The 17,634-nt window shown below is 32.1% G+C and carries 17 protein-coding genes; all 17 read right to left on the reverse strand.

Annotated elements, in window-relative coordinates:
- Positions 1-4: 4 nt before the first annotated feature.
- The 17 genes from Q0050_RS01750 to Q0050_RS01830 all read right to left on the reverse strand — a co-directional run bounded on the left by Q0050_RS01750 (position 5) and on the right by Q0050_RS01830 (position 16,970).
- Positions 5-949 carry a hypothetical protein gene (locus tag Q0050_RS01750; protein WP_298392041.1) on the reverse strand — a complete coding sequence of 315 codons (945 nt, stop codon included), beginning with the start codon at positions 947-949 and terminating at the stop codon, positions 5-7.
- Between the two features lie 3 nt (positions 950-952).
- Positions 953-2,389, reverse strand: coding sequence for an MBOAT family protein (locus Q0050_RS01755; protein WP_298392043.1), 1,437 nt, complete (start codon positions 2,387-2,389; stop codon positions 953-955).
- A 6-nt stretch (positions 2,390-2,395) separates the two neighbouring features.
- Positions 2,396-3,556, reverse strand: a complete 1,161-nt coding sequence (locus tag Q0050_RS01760; protein ID WP_298392045.1) for a glycoside hydrolase family 88 protein — start codon at positions 3,554-3,556, stop codon at positions 2,396-2,398.
- Positions 3,557-3,562: 6 nt separating this feature from the next.
- Complete coding sequence (locus Q0050_RS01765) at positions 3,563-4,123, reverse strand: DapH/DapD/GlmU-related protein (protein ID WP_298392047.1); 561 nt, start codon at positions 4,121-4,123, stop codon at positions 3,563-3,565.
- Position 4,124: 1 nt separating this feature from the next.
- Positions 4,125-5,030 carry a glycosyltransferase family 2 protein gene (locus Q0050_RS01770; RefSeq protein WP_298392049.1) on the reverse strand — a complete coding sequence of 302 codons (906 nt, stop codon included), beginning with the start codon at positions 5,028-5,030 and terminating at the stop codon, positions 4,125-4,127.
- Between the two features lies 1 nt (position 5,031).
- Positions 5,032-6,225 carry a glycosyltransferase gene (locus tag Q0050_RS01775; RefSeq protein ID WP_298392051.1) on the reverse strand — a complete coding sequence of 398 codons (1,194 nt, stop codon included), beginning with the start codon at positions 6,223-6,225 and terminating at the stop codon, positions 5,032-5,034.
- Positions 6,212-7,402 (reverse strand): glycosyltransferase, encoded by a 1,191-nt coding sequence (locus Q0050_RS01780; RefSeq protein ID WP_298392053.1) that lies wholly within the window; start codon positions 7,400-7,402, stop codon positions 6,212-6,214. The genes Q0050_RS01775 and Q0050_RS01780 overlap by 14 nt, the downstream gene beginning before the upstream one ends.
- Positions 7,402-8,559, reverse strand: coding sequence for a polysaccharide pyruvyl transferase family protein (locus Q0050_RS01785; protein WP_298392055.1), 1,158 nt, complete (start codon positions 8,557-8,559; stop codon positions 7,402-7,404). Before Q0050_RS01785 ends, Q0050_RS01780 begins: the two co-directional genes overlap by 1 nt.
- 4 nt (positions 8,560-8,563) lie before the next feature.
- Positions 8,564-9,595: a glycosyltransferase gene (locus Q0050_RS01790; RefSeq protein ID WP_298392057.1), complete on the reverse strand. Its 1,032-nt coding sequence runs from the start codon at positions 9,593-9,595 to the stop codon at positions 8,564-8,566.
- 97 nt (positions 9,596-9,692) lie between these two features.
- Entirely contained in the window at positions 9,693-10,595 is a 903-nt protein-coding gene (locus Q0050_RS01795) for a glycosyltransferase family 2 protein (RefSeq protein ID WP_298392059.1), read from the reverse strand.
- A 92-nt stretch (positions 10,596-10,687) separates the two neighbouring features.
- Positions 10,688-11,560, reverse strand: a complete 873-nt coding sequence (locus Q0050_RS01800) for a glycosyltransferase family 2 protein (protein WP_298392061.1) — start codon at positions 11,558-11,560, stop codon at positions 10,688-10,690.
- Between the two features lie 35 nt (positions 11,561-11,595).
- The gene (locus tag Q0050_RS01805; protein WP_298392063.1) at positions 11,596-12,525 is read right to left on the reverse strand and encodes a glycosyltransferase; all 930 of its coding nucleotides are present in this window, start codon (positions 12,523-12,525) and stop codon (positions 11,596-11,598) included.
- A gap of 2 nt (positions 12,526-12,527) precedes the next feature.
- The gene (locus Q0050_RS01810) at positions 12,528-13,175 is read right to left on the reverse strand and encodes an acetyltransferase (RefSeq protein WP_298392065.1); all 648 of its coding nucleotides are present in this window, start codon (positions 13,173-13,175) and stop codon (positions 12,528-12,530) included.
- Positions 13,169-14,245 (reverse strand): DegT/DnrJ/EryC1/StrS aminotransferase family protein, encoded by a 1,077-nt coding sequence (locus Q0050_RS01815; protein WP_298392067.1) that lies wholly within the window; start codon positions 14,243-14,245, stop codon positions 13,169-13,171. Before Q0050_RS01815 ends, Q0050_RS01810 begins: the two co-directional genes overlap by 7 nt.
- Positions 14,242-15,516 (reverse strand): ABC transporter ATP-binding protein, encoded by a 1,275-nt coding sequence (locus Q0050_RS01820; RefSeq protein WP_298392069.1) that lies wholly within the window; start codon positions 15,514-15,516, stop codon positions 14,242-14,244. The genes Q0050_RS01815 and Q0050_RS01820 overlap by 4 nt, the downstream gene beginning before the upstream one ends.
- 78 nt (positions 15,517-15,594) lie before the next feature.
- Positions 15,595-16,446, reverse strand: a complete 852-nt coding sequence (locus Q0050_RS01825; RefSeq protein ID WP_298392071.1) for an ABC transporter permease — start codon at positions 16,444-16,446, stop codon at positions 15,595-15,597.
- Between the two features lie 11 nt (positions 16,447-16,457).
- Entirely contained in the window at positions 16,458-16,970 is a 513-nt protein-coding gene (locus Q0050_RS01830) for an ArsR family transcriptional regulator (protein WP_298392074.1), read from the reverse strand.
- Between the last annotated feature and the right edge of the window lie 664 nt (positions 16,971-17,634).

A 17,634-nucleotide genomic window follows, 5' to 3' on the forward strand; every position in this document is an offset into this window, starting at 1 on the left:
AATATTATTTAGGTAATTTTTTTGTTTGTTTTGACAATTGCTTTTCAATCAATAAACCTGAACTTAGAAGCTTATTAAAATAGTTTGAAAACTTTTTAGCTCCTGTATCATTCAAATGATTAAAATCTTTAAAATGTTTGTTTTCCAACGAAAAACCATGATAATCAAGAAAGGGAATTGTTGAATAGCGCATATTTCTAATTTCTTGAAACTTAATTTCATCTAATTTTTCGAAAAACTTTTGATGTATAGGTGTTCGAATAAATATCAAATTCTTTTCATAAGCTTTGCACAAAGCAACAATCTTATCTAAGTAATTCAAATTAATAGATGAGATTTCATTAGTTTGGTTTGCTACAAAATCTTTGATATAATTAGTTTGTAATAAAGAATCTATCTGAGATTTATTAATATAATTATAACCTCCAAAATTACGATCTTCAAAAATACTCTTCTTTTTTACCAGCAGTTTGGCATTTGAAATCATTCCTAAATGCTCCGCTTTCAAAAAGGCTTTAAAATTATTTACAGCGATTAATTTCGAATCCTCAGCGTTAATCGCAAAGGAATATTTTGGGTAAAAATTTAAAACGGTTTTCTCTCCATAAGTCCACTTATTCATTACAGATTCTATCTGATTATTAGAGAAAGAAACTATTATGTTCTTAATGTTTTTATTTTCTTTATTCTTCTCTAAAACTATTTTCAATTTTTGATAAGTGTAAAAATAAGACTCACCACCAAAGCATAGATTTTTTAATCCAAAAATAATAGAATCTTTAAAAGCATGCTCCGTTTGTGAATGACCTAACACTAATGTATTTATTTTACTATCTAATGTAAAATCAACAGAGCTATTAACCATTTTTTTTAATCCAAAACAAAGAACTATTAGACTAATAAAAACAGGTAGAAAAAACCATAAAAGTGATACTAAAAACTTTCTCATGCTCTAAAATTGAAAATAAATAAACTCCTGTTCTTTACCCATAAAAATGAATAATAGGGCAATTAATAAATAATAAAATCCATAACGAACAAGTTTAGGCCATTTTAATCCAAGAACTTGGAGGGCATAATTCTGTTCTCTTCCAATCCATTCTATGATAATAAAAAAAACAACCAATAAAATAATGTGCTTAGGGAAAATTGTTGGAAAAGATAGTATCGAAACATCAAAAATACCACCAATAAAAGTAAATGCATCTGAAAGTGAGTTGGCCCTAAAGAATATCCATGCAAAAACTGTTAGACTAAAAGTAAATAACATTAAAAATAGTTCTCTCAAATTAGGAAGAGCACGACCTTCGGCTACCGTTCCAATATTGTTCCTATTTTTCTTAGCCAATAATAAAGGAATAAAATAAAGTGCATTTAATAATCCCCAAATTATAAAAGTCCAATTGGCTCCATGCCAAAAACCACTTACAAGAAAAATTACAAAGGTATTTCTAACCTTCATCCAAGTACCTCCTTGACTTCCACCTAACGGAATGTATAAATAGTCTCTAAACCAAGTTGATAATGAAATATGCCAACGACGCCAAAATTCGGCTATATCTCTAGAGAAATATGGGAAGGCAAAATTTCTTAATAAGTCAATTCCGAAAAGTCTTGCTGTTCCCAAGGCGATATCGGAATATCCAGAAAAATCACAATAAATTTGAAAGGTAAAAAACAATGCTCCCATAACTAAAGTACTTCCAGAATATTGTTCGGAATTATTGAAAATAATATTAGCATATTCTGCACAATTATCTGCAATAACTACTTTTTTAAATAAACCCCAAAGAATCTGACGTAATCCATCTACAGCATTAGTGTAATTGAATTTTCGTTCTTTTTGAATTTGAGGAAGTAAATGTGTGGCACGTTCAATTGGACCAGCAACTAAAAGTGGAAAAAAACTAACAAAAACCGAATAATCAATAAAATTTCTTTCAGGTTTAATTCTATTATAATAAATATCAATTACATAAGACAAACCATGAAAAGTATAAAATGAAATACCAACCGGAAGAATTACGTTTAATGTCCAAACCTCAACGTGCATTCCTAAATTTGCAAGTGCCTCTGCAAAAGAGCTGACAAAGAAATTATAATATTTAAAAAATCCCAAGAAACCTAAATTGACCAAAATACTCAACCAAAACCAAAATTTCTTACCTGAAATAGTTTTAGAATCAAACATTTTAAGTCCTGTGAAGTAATCTAAAAGAGTAGAAAAAACTAAAAGAAATAAAAAACGATAATCCCAACATGCATAAAAAAAATAACTTGCTACGAGTAATAATATATTTTGAAATTTGTAATGTTTATTAGCTAATAACCAATACAATAGAAAAACTATTGGCAAAAAGAGGGCAAAATTAATAGAGTTAAATAGCATAAAAAATTATATAGATAACGTTCTTAAACAAAATCCTTGTGTAAAAGGTAAAATATCAAAATGTTGAGAATGTACACCAATGGATTTCGTATCACCTTGTGAAAAATCAACAACACCATCTCTTCGAGTTACTTGTTTTAAATAATTTAGAGCTTTAACTCTAGCTTGTTCACTAGCATTAGCAATACTTGAAATAGTTTTTGCTTTGGCAAAAAACCACGCCAAAGTCGCTGTGGTGGACGAATCAAATTGCGATTGCCTGTTCGTAACCAGCCAATTCCAGCTACCATTATCATTTTGAAATGAAAGTGCCATTTTTGCAAAAGCAACCACCATTTGAGTAACTTCCTCTTTTTCAGGATGAGATTCTGGCAATTCACTCCAAGCATCAATTAGACCAATAGCATACCAACCCAAACCTCTTCCCCATCCAAATAATCCGACAGATAAATTGGTTTTGATATTATAAGTATGACATGGTATAAAATGATCGGCTAACATACCGTGAGTATTAAAAACACGTATTTGATTTATTCCTAAAGTAACTGCTTCTGGTTTATTAAAAAGCAATCCATAACGCACTAAAAATGGGGATATAAAACCTATAGTATCAACATAACGATAATCGGAAGTATGCTTTCTATAAGCTATAGTGCCATCTGAACCCTTCAAATTTAAAATCAGTTCATATAAAAAATCAAAGGCTGGTCGATACTTTACAGAATCAAAAGCATCTAATTTCAAAAAAGCATAACCTAAAATTACAGAATCAACTTCAGTAGGTTTAACAATCCAATGTCCATCAGAGGTTAACTTGGAAGCTACAAAATTGTTAATTGAACTAGTAATGGCTGCATCATTCTTTGCTTTTCTGTATTCATTTAATCCTAATAACAAAGAAGCTTCTTGCCAACTTTGAATTGCAGTTCGTTTGTAATTTCCTTTTACTATATCAATTAAAATTAAACGCGTATTGTCGGTTACTTTAATAGTAGGCGTTTTCTTCAACCACTTAAGTGAAATGGCAGTTACTTTTTCTTTCCAAAGTACGTCATCAGACAAACTTCCAATTTTAATCCTACTCTGCCAAGTATGCAATTGCGGATATAAATCAACAACTACAACCACCAAAATCAAAACGACTAATACAAATAATAAATAAACCATAATTTTTTATTTAACAAATCCCACCGAATCTTCCAACGCTGCAATCATCTCTTGCTTCATTGCATCGGTAATAGCAAAATCTAAGGTATAGTCTTCTCCAAACTTGGGAGCAACAGCAAAAGTGGCTTTCAATTTGGTCTCATATTCGGCTATCGTACAAATAATTCGTGCTGGATTTCCGGCAACAACAACATTTTCTGGAACCGACTTAGCAACCAAACTTCCTGCTCCAACTATAGAATTATCGCCTATAGTAACACCAGGCATAATAAAAGCTCGGGCACCAATAAAACAATTATTCCCTATTTTTATTTTTCCAATTCGGGTCGAACCCAAACTTCGTTTCGTGCTAGTGTCCTTCGCTAACAAATAAACTTGAGGCGCAAAAACAACATCATCTCCAATTTGAATCAACCAAGCGTGCGCATAATCAATTGTGCAACCTATCAAACCATAACAATTTTTCCCGACCTTCATCCCTGCTTTTATCGTCGCTTCCAAAGTCAATTGTTCGGGAGATATTCCTTTTAATTTGTAATATATTTTTTTTATAATGCGCTGAATCATACTAGGTACGTATTAATTTTTTCATTCTCCAATAAGAAAAATAACCTCTCGGAAACAAAAGTAAATAGAAACATTTAGATTGCAATGTCGGAAGTTGATTAAAATAACTTGTGCCACTCAATAAAGAATTGCTAGCTAAATGAATAAAACTCCACAAATAAGTTTTGGGATATCGTGAAAGAGAATAGGTTTGATTGGCAAGCAATTGAAAGTAGGAAAAAGCTAAGGATTGAATATACCATAACTTATACGAACTATCAGACAAACCTTCTTCTAAATATTCTTTATATTGAATAACCTTATTTACAGCAAGAACATCATAGGATTTGGACATAGCGTGCCACACAACATCCTCAAATACAAATCGAATGCCAGGCGCTTCAGGAAAAGGATACGCTTTCATCACACTAGTTTTAAAAGCTACCGATTTATCACCTCTCAATTGGTATTTCAGATAAAAATCAGAAAAGGACAACTGCCATTCGTCTTGCAAAAACAAATCGCCAACCGTTTGACCATTGGTATATTCGGAAAGACCAATCATACCACAAACAGCGGAGTTATCTTTATATTGTTCCCAAAAATGAGTGGTAACTGCAAGGGCATCATTTGATAAAAAATCATCACTATCAACTATAAAAAACAAATCACCTTGTGCTTTTTGAACACCTAAATTAATCGCAGTGTGTTTCCCACCATTAGATTTATAATAATAAGAAATCGGAATTTTTTGCTCGGCAATAAAAGAAGCAACAACGGCTTTAGTGTCATCGGTGCTTCCATCATCAACTAGAAGCCATTCAAAATTAGCCGTGCTTTGTTGCAACAAACTAGCATACAAGCGAGGCAATAAAGAACCTCTATTGTAGCAAGGAGTAAACACGGTAATGGTCTTTATACTCGACATTTTAAAGCAATTGATAAAATTTAGTTACCTCATTTTCTGTACCAAAGGTAGTATTTTTCAAGTTAATACTAACTTCGTTGCGAAGCCTTTCATCGGTAATGAATTGGGCCAATTTTTCAGCGATAGACGTAGGATTCATAGCCGCTATCAAACCTGTAACGCCATGCTCAATTTGGTCTTTAGCCGAACTAAAATCAGCAATAACAATAGGCTTATGCAACAATTTAGCTTCTTCTAAAGAAATGGATTTTCCTTCAAAAAAAGAAGGCAATAAAAAAGCGGAAGCTTTACTGATATAAGGATACGGATTGCTCTTCAACCCAAGAAAAAACAAATGCGAAGCAATTCCATAACGTGCTGCGTCGAGTAAAAGTTGTTCTTTTTGGTTTCCTTCTCCAATAAGATACCATCTCACAGCATAGCCTTGCTCCACCAAAATCTTTAAAGCTTCCAATCCCATAAAAAGACCTTTTTCTTTGGCAATTCTTCCGACATAAATAATATTAAAATAATTGGAATCAAAAGTGGTTGCAGTAGGTTCTTGACTTAAATCAGTTAGTACTTTAGACGAAATAATATTTTCAATAGTGATAATCTTTGATTGAAATTGAGGTTGTTGTTGCTGCAATCGATCGGTCAATCCTTCAGAAACAGTAACAAGATGATTTAATTGGTCAAAATAATACTGCTCGTGCTGAAAATCCAAGCCCAATTGCACCAAATCCGTATGAATCCAACCAATTTTAATATTGGCTTTAACTTTGTCTACACAAAAATAAATGGGGTTTTTTTCTTGAAAACCTATAGCTACATCATATTCTTTATCAAGCGTTGATAAACCTTTGGCGTAGTACTTCCAGAAATACTGTTCAACCGCAACGCCACTTTGATGTTTTTTTGACAACAAAAACAGCTGCAAACGCAACCAAATGGCTCTAAAATTAAAACTTTTTAAGGCTTTTAAAACAGCACTTGTAGTGCTTGAATACAAATAGGGCACAATTTTTTGCTCTTCTAAAACACATACTTCCTTAGGTAAATTTTCAAAAAAAACACCTTCGTGCTTGAACACAAATAAATCAACAGCATACTTACTGTAGTCAATAGTTTGCAAAAGGGAAACCAACGCTTTTTCAGCGCCACCACAGTTCAAATTATTGATAACAAACAATAAACTTTTTTTAGTTGTGGCCATCGATTAGTTTATAAAAGGTGTATATTTCAGCTTCTGAACCTAAAGATTCCTTAGATAAAGCAAGCGATAATTCTTGTTGTAACGTTTCGTTTTGTAATACATCCGCCAAGGCATTTGCTAAACTTGCAGCATCCATATCACAAATAATACCATTTTTCAGATGTCCTATTTGGTCTTTTGCCGTGGTAAAATTGGTAACCACAATGGGTTTATGCAACAGTTTGGCTTCGTCAAGCGCAATAGATTTTCCTTCATAGCGCGATGGTTGTACAAAAATTGTAGCTTGATTTATATAAGGATAAGGATTTTCTTTAATACCTAACAAAACAACATACTGTGCTAAACCATATTTAGCTATAGCTTGTTCTAAAGCGGTTCGCTCTGCTCCTTCACCAATGATGTACCAAACAAAATCTAAACCTTGCTTTTTCAATAATGCAGCTGCTTCAACGGCAAGATCAAATCCTTTTTGTGGATGCAATCGTCCAACAGAAAGTAAACTTGGTTTTGAGGTATCTAGGGTTACTCGCTCTGCTGCCATTTGATGAATTAATTGGGCAGAAACTATATTATATAACAAGTGTACTTTATCTTTTTGAGTAGGAAAAACTTCTTTTAAAACCGTCACACATTGTTCAGATACTGTGGCAATAGTATTCAACTTTTCAAAATAAGGCAGATCAAAAGAAGCATCCAAATCCAATTTCAAATAATCGTTGTGGATAAAACCAATTTTTCTTTTGGCTCTTACACAATCTACTACAAAATAAATAGAGGATTTTTCTAAAAATCCAATGGCGGCATCATATTCTTTTGGAAGTAAAGTGATTGATTTCTTTAATTGGTTCCAAGAATATTGCTCGGCTTTTCCTTTATTTTGGATAACATTAGATTTAAACGTATAAAGTAATCTTGAAAAAGCCAAACCTACTTTTCCTTGCTTTAAAAAATTTAAAATAGAAGATAAAAAACCAGAAGTAAACGTTTTATAATCGTCGTTAAGATAAAGTAGCTTAACATTTTTGGGTACTTGCTTCAAAAAAAGTCCTTTAGGTACAAACAAAACCAAATCTACATCATACTGTTCATAGTCGATGCAATTCAATAAAGTTACCAAACTCTTTTCGCCGCCACCGGCATCAAGACTTGGAAGTACAAAAAGTAACTTTTTCTTCATTAAGTCAATTCAAATAAATAGGTTACGGCTTTTTTAGCGTTTTCTTTTATTGTCGGAATGGAATTAGCCAAAGTCAGAATTAGCTCTTGTTCCTCCGATACCATTTCATCAAAAGCGGCAATTAATTTGGTACTATCGGAAATTTCATTGATGCTTAAAACCAATTTTTCTGAACCAAATAAATCCTTAGCAATCCCTTTAGATTTAACACTATAACCCAAAACCAAAGTCGGAATCAATGACGAATAAGCCGCAATCGTAGCATGGGTTCGAGCACCAATAAAGAAACGCATTTTGGCAATCAATCCTTTATATTGTATGGCATTCAAATTATTTGGAAGCAATAAAACACGACCAGAAACTTTGAAATCATTATAAAATTGCTCTAGCACTTCATAATCATCATTACCAGGAATAATAACATGAGGCGTCAGAGCGATAGTCATAGTTGTAGTATCAAGAATGTGTTGAATCAAATCGTAGGCTGCTTTTTTTGAATCAGCATTTCGTTTCCAAACCAAAGGACTAAAATTGAATCCAATAGTATTGCCTTCTTGCCAATCAGATTGTAATTCCATTGTTTCTTTTTGCATCGTAAAAGCACCATCTGCAACCAACTTTACATTAGATAAGCCTCGCTCTTTAAGAATACTGTAAGTTAAACTTTCTCTTGCCAAAACCAAATCCATCGACTTTAAGTCGGCTATTTTAGCATCAGATAGATCTTCATCTCCAATAGAAGAACCCCAAAGAATCAATTTCTTGCCAGCTTTTTTCACAAGACGATCCATTTCATAAATCCATGGTTGTTCTCCATAACAATAATTATCACCGCCTATAGAAAGAAAAACATCATGCTCAGGAATTAATTTAATAATATTATGATGTCTTTTTCTTAGAAAATAAGTTTCATCCTTTTGAAATTTAACTTTCAAAGCAGAGATAATTCCTGAAGTAGAAAAAGGTTTTACCTCCAATTCTCTTCCATCATAAATAGTATCTACATTTGGAATTACAACATCGGAAGCAGGATCAAAAGATGCAAGATTGATAACCACTTCTGGATGTTGAGCCTTAATTAAATCGACTGCAGAACGCACAATGGCTTCGCATCCTCTATTCAAACTTCCGGCGTGAAAAAATAATAATATCTTCATTAATTTATCTTTTGTTTCTTTTATTACTATACCATATAACCAATGAAATTATAAAAGGCAATTTATATCTTATAGCAAATAATAGTAATTGTTCGTATTTTGATTTTTGTAAAAATACAGCTTTATAGTAGTCTTTAAAAATTTTGATGGTTGTTTTACTAGTAAGAAGTTCTTTGACCAATAATTTTCTAGTTTTAATTGCAATAGCATTAACTGGATTATAATATTCATGCAACAGCGAAACTACTTTTGTTATATACTTATGTGCTTTTAATTGAGAAATATTTGACGCCGCTAAATAGTCATTTTGCAAATGGGAATAGTCATTTTCATGCTCTTGCTCAATACGTTGAAAATAATTTTTGCCCACTATATTTCGTGTAGCACTACCAGAAACCTCAATATAATGATAGCCAGCATAGGATAAAAAATATACTTTAGTTGCTTTGGCAAAACACAAACTATTAAACCAACCATCTTCTCCAAGCGCAACGCCTTTAGGAAAAAGAATGGCATACTCTTTAAGTAAACTTGAACGATAGAGTTTATTCCAAATCGAATTTATGTTTTCGTGACTAATAAAATAAGGCAGAATATCTTTCTTTATCGTATCCGATTCATAAACTACATGTTCTTTGAACGGTGATTTAGACGTATAAGCAGTACCATCTTGGGACGAAAAATAATTACAAACCGTTATATCCAAATGATGCTTCTCTGCCGTTTGATATAAGGTATCAAAGAAATTATAGTCTACATAATCATCGGCATCCACAAAACCAATATAAGTACCTTGAGCGACTTTCAAACCAGAATTTCTCGCTTCACTAACACCTTTATTTTCTTGACTTATTACTTTAATACGACTATCTTTTTGCTGATAACGCTCCAAAATAGATAAACTAGCATCAGTAGAACCGTCATTCACAAAAATAAATTCGCAAGCAGCTAAGGTTTGTGACAACAGTGAGTTGATACAGCGCTCAAGAAACTTGTCGGCATTATAAACAGGAATGATGATGGATATTATGGGCATTATTGTTAAATAGATTTTAAACTAAATTATACATTTAAAAAATCATTAGATGCAAATTTCAACAGGTTTGGTAGGCATTTGAATATTAGGTTTAAAATTAGATTTTTTTTGTAAAAAAGTAACGCGAAACAATTTTTATAAAATATAGAAACTCTTTAAAAGACCTTATCAATTTAAAGGCTTGTACGATATAATTTTTATTCGTATCACCAGAGCTTACAATGTCTAAATACGTATGAAATAATTTTGACCGAATGGCTTTTCTATATTCTGGAAATCTATACAAACCAATAAATTGTTCCGATCCCATTTTGATTCTTTCTATCTCAGATTTTCCAGTCCAAGCTCCATTAGGATGCGTTCTTCTGAAACCAAACACTTGATTAAAAAAGTATCCTTTACCTTTTGAAAGGCACATAATAAAAATTACATTATCTCCAGAATACTCAAACGTTTTCAAGCGTTCAATATCTAAACTATTAGCTCTAAAAAACATGTTCAAATAGTGAGGTCTGAAGTTATCTATTTTCTTAAAATCATACGTAATACCATCAATACCTCCATCTACTGTTCTTGTGACCAACCCAACATTAGGAATAATGGATTGATGACCTGCAGTACAGAGAGCATAATCTAGGTTGCTTTCTAAAAAATCAAATTGTTTTTGGAGTTTATTTTTGTCTGTCCAATAATCATCACCCTCTAACAATGCAATATATTTTCCTTTGACTTGTTCCAAAGTAAAGATTAAATTCCCGTTCATACCCAAGTTTTTTTCTTGATTGGTATAATTAATGGTATGACCTTTTGGGTGATTTTTAATTATTTTATTAATTACCTCATCGGTTTTGTCTTTTGAACAGTCATTTGACAAAATTACTTCAAAATCAAATTGGCAATTTTGTTCTAAAACACTTACAAGCGCTTCTTCTATAAACTCTTCATGATTATAGGCACTCATGCAAATGCTTACAGCAATTTCATTTTCATGTGTTTTCATATTTCTCTTTTAATAAATGGAATGACTAACCATCGAAAAGTTTCCATTTAAAATTAGTACTTATTGATTTTGATTTTATTTAATGATATAAATTATTTAGATTTAATAAGCTTAATAATTTTACCCTTTAAAATAAAAACGACTGGTGGCAGCCACATATGAAAGGCTAATTTTATTTTATGAATTAAGCTATTCTCATCGATTTCTGAAACTCCAAAGTAGGCAACAAACTCTGGATTTTGATTACACTTTTCTACAAATTTTAAATAATTTGCACGCATAGTATTCGGATCTTTCGTCATACTATTATTATGTAGTCTAACCAAAACTTTCGAGTTATCTGCATATCCTGAATGATGGAAAATCATTTTTTTTAAGGCACACCGTAAATGAAAATCCCAATCTTCTAATGAATGTAATTGTTCATCAAATTTACCAATAACTTCGAACACTCTTTTTTTATATAGAGGTGCACAAATAACAAACGGATTTCTACGTTTAAACACATTAATAACATCAACATGATCACTCATAATTATTGCAGTCTCAGGTAGGATGCTATTATTTCCAATTATCCTTAACTTCGTTATTCCCTCAGAATTTTCAAAATAACGATAACCCGAAATTAGCACATCAATTTCTTTATCAAAAAATTGTGATTGCCACTTTATCTTATCTTTTTCTAACAAATCATCGGAGTCTAAAAACTGAATGTAATCGCCTTGAGCTATCTTTAAACCAGCATTTCTTGCACTACTCAATCCGCCATTTTCTTTTTTTAAATAAATAAAACGTTCATCTTTTTTACACCATTGTTGTGCTACCTCTTCGGTATTATCTGGAGAGCCATCATTTACAATAATACATTCCCAATTTGTATAGGTTTGTTTTAGAACAGATTCTAATGTTTCAGGCAAAAATTTTGACTGATTATAACATGGAATAATTATGGAGACTAATTTCATTCTAATTGTGATTATTTTTTTACTAACGTTTTTTTTTAAATACTAATTTTTTTTAAAATGAATATTTTTAAAAAACTTAAATATGATTTTACTGGAAATGATTTAAAACAAGATTTTAAATTTTCAAATAAAATCAAAATTGCTTTTTTATAATTTGCTTGATAACATCTTAATAAAAAAATTTCTAGATAGTAATGATTCAATTTTTGTTCAATTTCTTTTGAATAATATTTATTGCCAATGTATTTTTGAATGGATTTAATTTGGTATATGTGTGCTAAATAATTCTTTTCTAAGTTTAAATTACTCATTACACCACCAGAATGAATTCTATAAACCGATAAAACCTCATTAGTTCGATATACTTTCTTTTTTGCATTATTCATGAGTATAATATATAAAAACCAGTCACCAAAAGCAATTTTATCAAAAAAATTGGGGAAAATAAAATGTTGATTTCTAAACAAGACAGTACAAGTAATTACATTATTATTTTTATAAAAATCATCAATTTCAAAAACTGAATCTTTATTGAAATTTAAAATCAATGAATCATTATTAGTATCATTTGATAGAATTCGTGCATTACCTGAATGAATTACATAGTCATCATTAGCTTCTAGAAAATTTACTTGTTTTTGTAATTTACAATGGTCTGTCCAATAGTCATCACCATCACAAATTGCTATGTATTTCGCTTTACATTGCTCAAGAGCCCAAACAAAATTGCGCATCATTCCTAAATTGCTTTTGTGTTTAGTATATTTTATTAAATAACCTTTTGGATGATTTTTTATTATTTTACTGACAACCTTATCGGTATTATCAGGTGAACAATCATTGGCAATAATCAATTCTATTTCAAAATCAGTCACTTGCATTAAAACGCCGTTAATAGCTTGATCTATAAACTTTTCATGTCCATAGGTAATCATGCAAACACTAACTTTTGAATTATTGCTCATGTTTAAAATTCTAATTGTGGTAGTTCTTTAATTACTTTTGCTGGTATGCCAACTGCAACACAATTGTCTGGTAAATCTTTTGTAACTACTGAACCTGCGCCAACAATTACGTTTTTACCTATTGTAACTTTTGGTAAAACTGTAGCATTGGTACCAAGTACAGAATAATGTCCAATGATACAATTTCCTGAAACATGAACTCCTGGAGATAATTCAACAAACTCACCAACTATACAATCGTGACCAACTGTACAATTTAGATTTATTAAAACACCTTTGTTTATTATGACATCATTTGTAATTACAGTTCCAGTCATAACATTTGAACCATTTCCTATTGTATTTCCAAAATTTCCTATGGATGCTCTTGGACTAATTGTTGAAGAAAACACACCTCCAATTGCAATAAATTTATCGCAAAGCTTTTTCCTCAAAACTGGATTTCCAATACCAATTGTAAATTGATTATCTGTAGTTTTAAAATAATTTTCAGCTTCTGAAATTGACTTTAGAATGGGAAATTGACCATACAAAAGAGTTGGAGTGTCTGTATTTACATCATCGTAAAAAACAATGTTTTCCAATTGATTTAATTGATGTAATACCTCTAAAACTTCTTTAGCAAATCCTTTAGCTCCTACTATTAACATAAAGTTGTATTTATAATTGAAATAATTTTTTGAACATTTTTAATTTCTAATCCAGCATACAAAGGCAAACACAATACGCTTGAGGCAATACGCTCCGAAATAGGCATCGACGCACCAGCAACATAAGGAATCGTATTCAAAGAAGGATAAAAATACCTTCTTGGAAATATACCCTGTTCGTTTAAAGCTTTTTGAACCTCTAACAACATCGCTTCATTTTCTAAAATAACAGGATAATAACTGTAATTCCATTGCGTATTTTCCCTAATCTTGATAGATTTTAATTTGGTAAAATCAAGATGCGCTTGATAGTAATCAACCACGGCTTTTCTGCCAGTCAAAATGGTTTCCATATGTGGTAAAACAGCCAAGCCCATCGCACCTTGCAACTCGGATATCTTTCCGTTAATACCCAATCCGTGAAATTCCAATGGTCCGTTGTGACCAAAGTTGTGGCTGTAAAAAAGTTGGTGTCGCAAAGCTTCATCCTTGCAAAAAACAGCACCACCTTCACCCGTATGAAACAATTTGGTAGCGTGAAAACTACAAGTACTCACATCTCCATAGTCAAAAACGGATTGATTATTATAATTTACCCCAAACGAATGAGCGGCGTCATAAATTACTTTTAAGTTATGCTTCTTTGCAATAGCTTCAATAGCTTCAATATTGCAAGGATTTCCGAAAACGTGAGTAGCTAAAATACAAGTCGTTTTTGGAGTTATAGTTGCTTCAATTTTACTTTCATCAATAGTTAAATAGTCTGGGTGAATATCAACAAAAACTGGAGTACAATGTTCCCAAATAATCGCTGCAGTGGTCGCAACATAACTAAAAGGAGTCGTAATAATTTCTCCTCCATTACCTAAAATCTTCAGAGCTATTTGTATCGGAATCGTTCCGTTATTCATCACTAAGATATTGGAAACAGAAAGATAGTCTTTTAACTGTTCTTCCAACTCCAAAACCAAAGCACCGCGATTGGTCAGCCATTGGTTGTCCCAAATACGCTGCACCTGACGCTGATAATCTTCTATGGGCGGAAAAAAAGTCTTAGTAACGTTTATCATAATGAAGCTAAATTTTTCCACTCAAACTGTGGTCTTATTGATCCTGGTTCTCTTCCCATATAAATACCTAATTCCCTGCCACCATCTACAATAGTAAAACTAATTACATCTTTTTCAACAAAAATAGCTTCTTTCTTATCTTGAACAATAAATAAAGCCAAACTGTAATTACCTGATTGAAAAAAGTTTTTCGGAAAAGTACACAATAATTGATTAGTACCTTTTTTAATGAAATTATTGGAACCTTCATAAAAAGAAAAGAGAGCTTCGCCCATATCGTTATACAAGTGATAAGTGATATGATAATTTTGTGGAGTGTCGGTATAAAAGTCAATATCAGTTAGCAACTCAATTTGTTCATTTTCATATAGAGGATCATCAATCTTATATCCTTTAGACCGCAACGAAATTGAATTTAACTTAAAGACACCTGATTTGTAAATATAATCATAGGCTTTGCTATTAAGACCTATTGCGTTATCTCCTCCTAAGTATAAGGCTACACTTTTTGAAACATCGCCTTCAAATTTCAGAAGACCATTTTCTAAAACAATACCTCGATTACATAAACTTTTCACTGCTGCCATATTATGACTAACAAACAACACAGTTCGACCTTCTCCCTTACTTACATCGCCCATTTTGCCTAAACATTTTTTCTGGAACTCTGCATCACCTACCGCCAAAACCTCATCAACAATAAGTATTTCACTTTCTAAATGAGCAGCCACGGCAAAGGCTAAACGAACATACATACCCGAAGAATATCGTTTTACAGGTGTATCTATGTATCTTTCAACTCCAGAAAAAGCTACAATTTCATCAAACTTTCTAGTAATTTCAGCACGACGCATACCAAGAATTGCTCCATTAAGATAAATATTTTCTCTTCCAGTCATTTCGGGGTTAAATCCTGTACCCACTTCAAGCAAAGAAGCAATTCTTCCGTTAACTTTAAAACTTCCTGTCGTTGGTTTTGTTACTTTACTTAATAATTTTAGCAAGGTACTTTTTCCAGCACCATTTCTTCCAATAATACCAACGGCATCTCCTTGTTGAATCTCAAAATTAATATCTCTCAAGGACCAAACATAATCACTATCACCTGCAGAGCTACGGTCGTTAGTTTCTCCAATTTTTAGGTAAGGATTTTCCTTACCACGTATTTTATACCAAAATCTATTCAAATCATGCGTTAGCGTACCCGTGCCCACCTCTCCGAGTCGGTATTGCTTGGATATATTTTCTGCAACTATTGCTAATTCTTTCATAAATGTCTTTTATATTTTTTTGTCAACTTGACAGAGGCTTTTTAATTAGTAAAGGCTTTTTAGAACAAATTTTAGTACTTAAATAGAGTCCATAAAGCCTTTTTCTACTTTGTTAAAAGTAAGGACTCCAACAAAGAGCATTACGATAACAGATAGTGTTGTGTAAATCAAACTATTAGGATCAAAATTTCCAGAACCTAAATAACCATATCTAAAACATTCAAAAATACCAGTCAATGGATTAGCATCTACAATCCAACGGTAATTTTTGGGCATAGCCGAAATGGGGTAAACTACCGGAGTGGCATACATATAAAGCTGGATTCCAAAAGCTAATAAAAAACTTAAATCTTTGTATTTGGTGGTCATTGAAGAAAATATCATACCTAAACCTAAAGCAAAACCAGCCATCAAAAGGATTAAAAAAGGCGTTGCCAAAACCCACAAATTTGGATGTATCGTTTGATCTACTAAGGTATAATAAAGTACCACTGCAATAAACAACAAAAATTGAACTCCAAATTTCAATAATCCAGAAAAAACTATTGATAAAGGCATTATCAATCGAGGAAAATATACTTTTCCAAAAATAGAGGCGTTAGCTTGAAATACAGACGAAGTCTTTACTAATGATTCAGAAAAATAATTCCAAATAGTTATACCAGCCAAGTAAAAGGCCAATTGAGGTAAACCATCAGTAGATAACTTAGCAACTTGCCCAAACAAAACCAAATAAATCAATGAAGTCATAATGGGTTGTACAAAAAACCAAATAGGACCTAAAATAGTTTGCTTATAAAAAGTAATAAAATCCCTTTTCAAAAGCATTAGCAATAAATCACGATAATGCCACAACTCTTTGAAATTGACTGAAAACAAAGAAGAATCAGCCTTAATCTCTTCAGTCCATACTTGTTTATTAATATCCATTTTATAGTTTGTTAATTTTCAAAATTCTCATAAATAACCAATCCTGACGCTGCAGGAACATTTTGTAAAGTAAAAACCACCTTACGCTTAATCTCAGCCTCAATCTTCAACGCCAATTGATCGATATAATCCGCATTCAACTCCTTACCCACAATCAAAACCTCGATAGTACCCGAGTCAATACCATTAGCATAGTCACCCAAAACAACAATCTGCTGCACAATACCCATACGCTCCAAAATCATAGTGATGATGGCATCCAAACCCAAATGCTTGAACACAATCTCTTGCAATGTTTTAAATAAAGGATGTTTAGTATTGGCTTTGTAAGAAACCCTATTTTGAGCTGCTTTCTTCTCCAAATAACCCGCTTCCGAAAGGTTGTTCAACTCTTTTCTAATAGCATTAGTAGATTCATTCATCTCCTCAGCCAAGCCACGCAAATGACCATTATTAGCCGCATTAGTAAAAAACTTCACCAAAATACGAAGACGAGTTTTAGAAGTAATAAGAGTTTCTAACATAATTAGTTATCACGATAACGAGTAACAAAAGTACTCATTTTTTCCAAACCACCAAATTATTAAATTGTAAATAGGCAATAGTAGGTTGTAGGTTGGAGGTTGTAGGTTGGAGGTTATAGGTTGTAGTTAATAGTAATAACCGAAAACTGACAATCCCAAATCCCAAATCCGCAATCAACAATCAACAATCAACAATCCTCAATCCTCAGTCTTAATACTTAATACTCCAATCTTAATACTCAAAAAGCCCTTCCGTTTCCAAAAGAGCTTTTAAACCTCGAGTCCAAAGGACAAGTTAAACTAACAACTGATCACTGAAAACCGTCAACTGAAAACCAACAATAAACAATAAACAATAAACAACCAACAATAAACAACAAAACATCTCGCTTCACCCCACCGTCACTTCGAGTGATTTTAGTAAAACTGCGACAGCGGTTTTACTAAAATTTTATCGAGAACCCAGGAACTACTGCTAGCACTGCATCAAAGTTCTCGATACATTTTTTAAAAAATAGCTAATCGCAATTTTCTAAAAAACACTCGAAGTGACGAAAGCAGTAAATTCATAAAATCAACAACCTTCAAACAAAAACTGACAACTGACAACCGAAAACCCACAACCCACAACCTAAAACCTACAACCCACAACTTACAACCCACA

Source organism: Flavobacterium sp., assembly GCF_027483985.1.
Lineage (GTDB): Bacteria > Bacteroidota > Bacteroidia > Flavobacteriales > Flavobacteriaceae > Flavobacterium.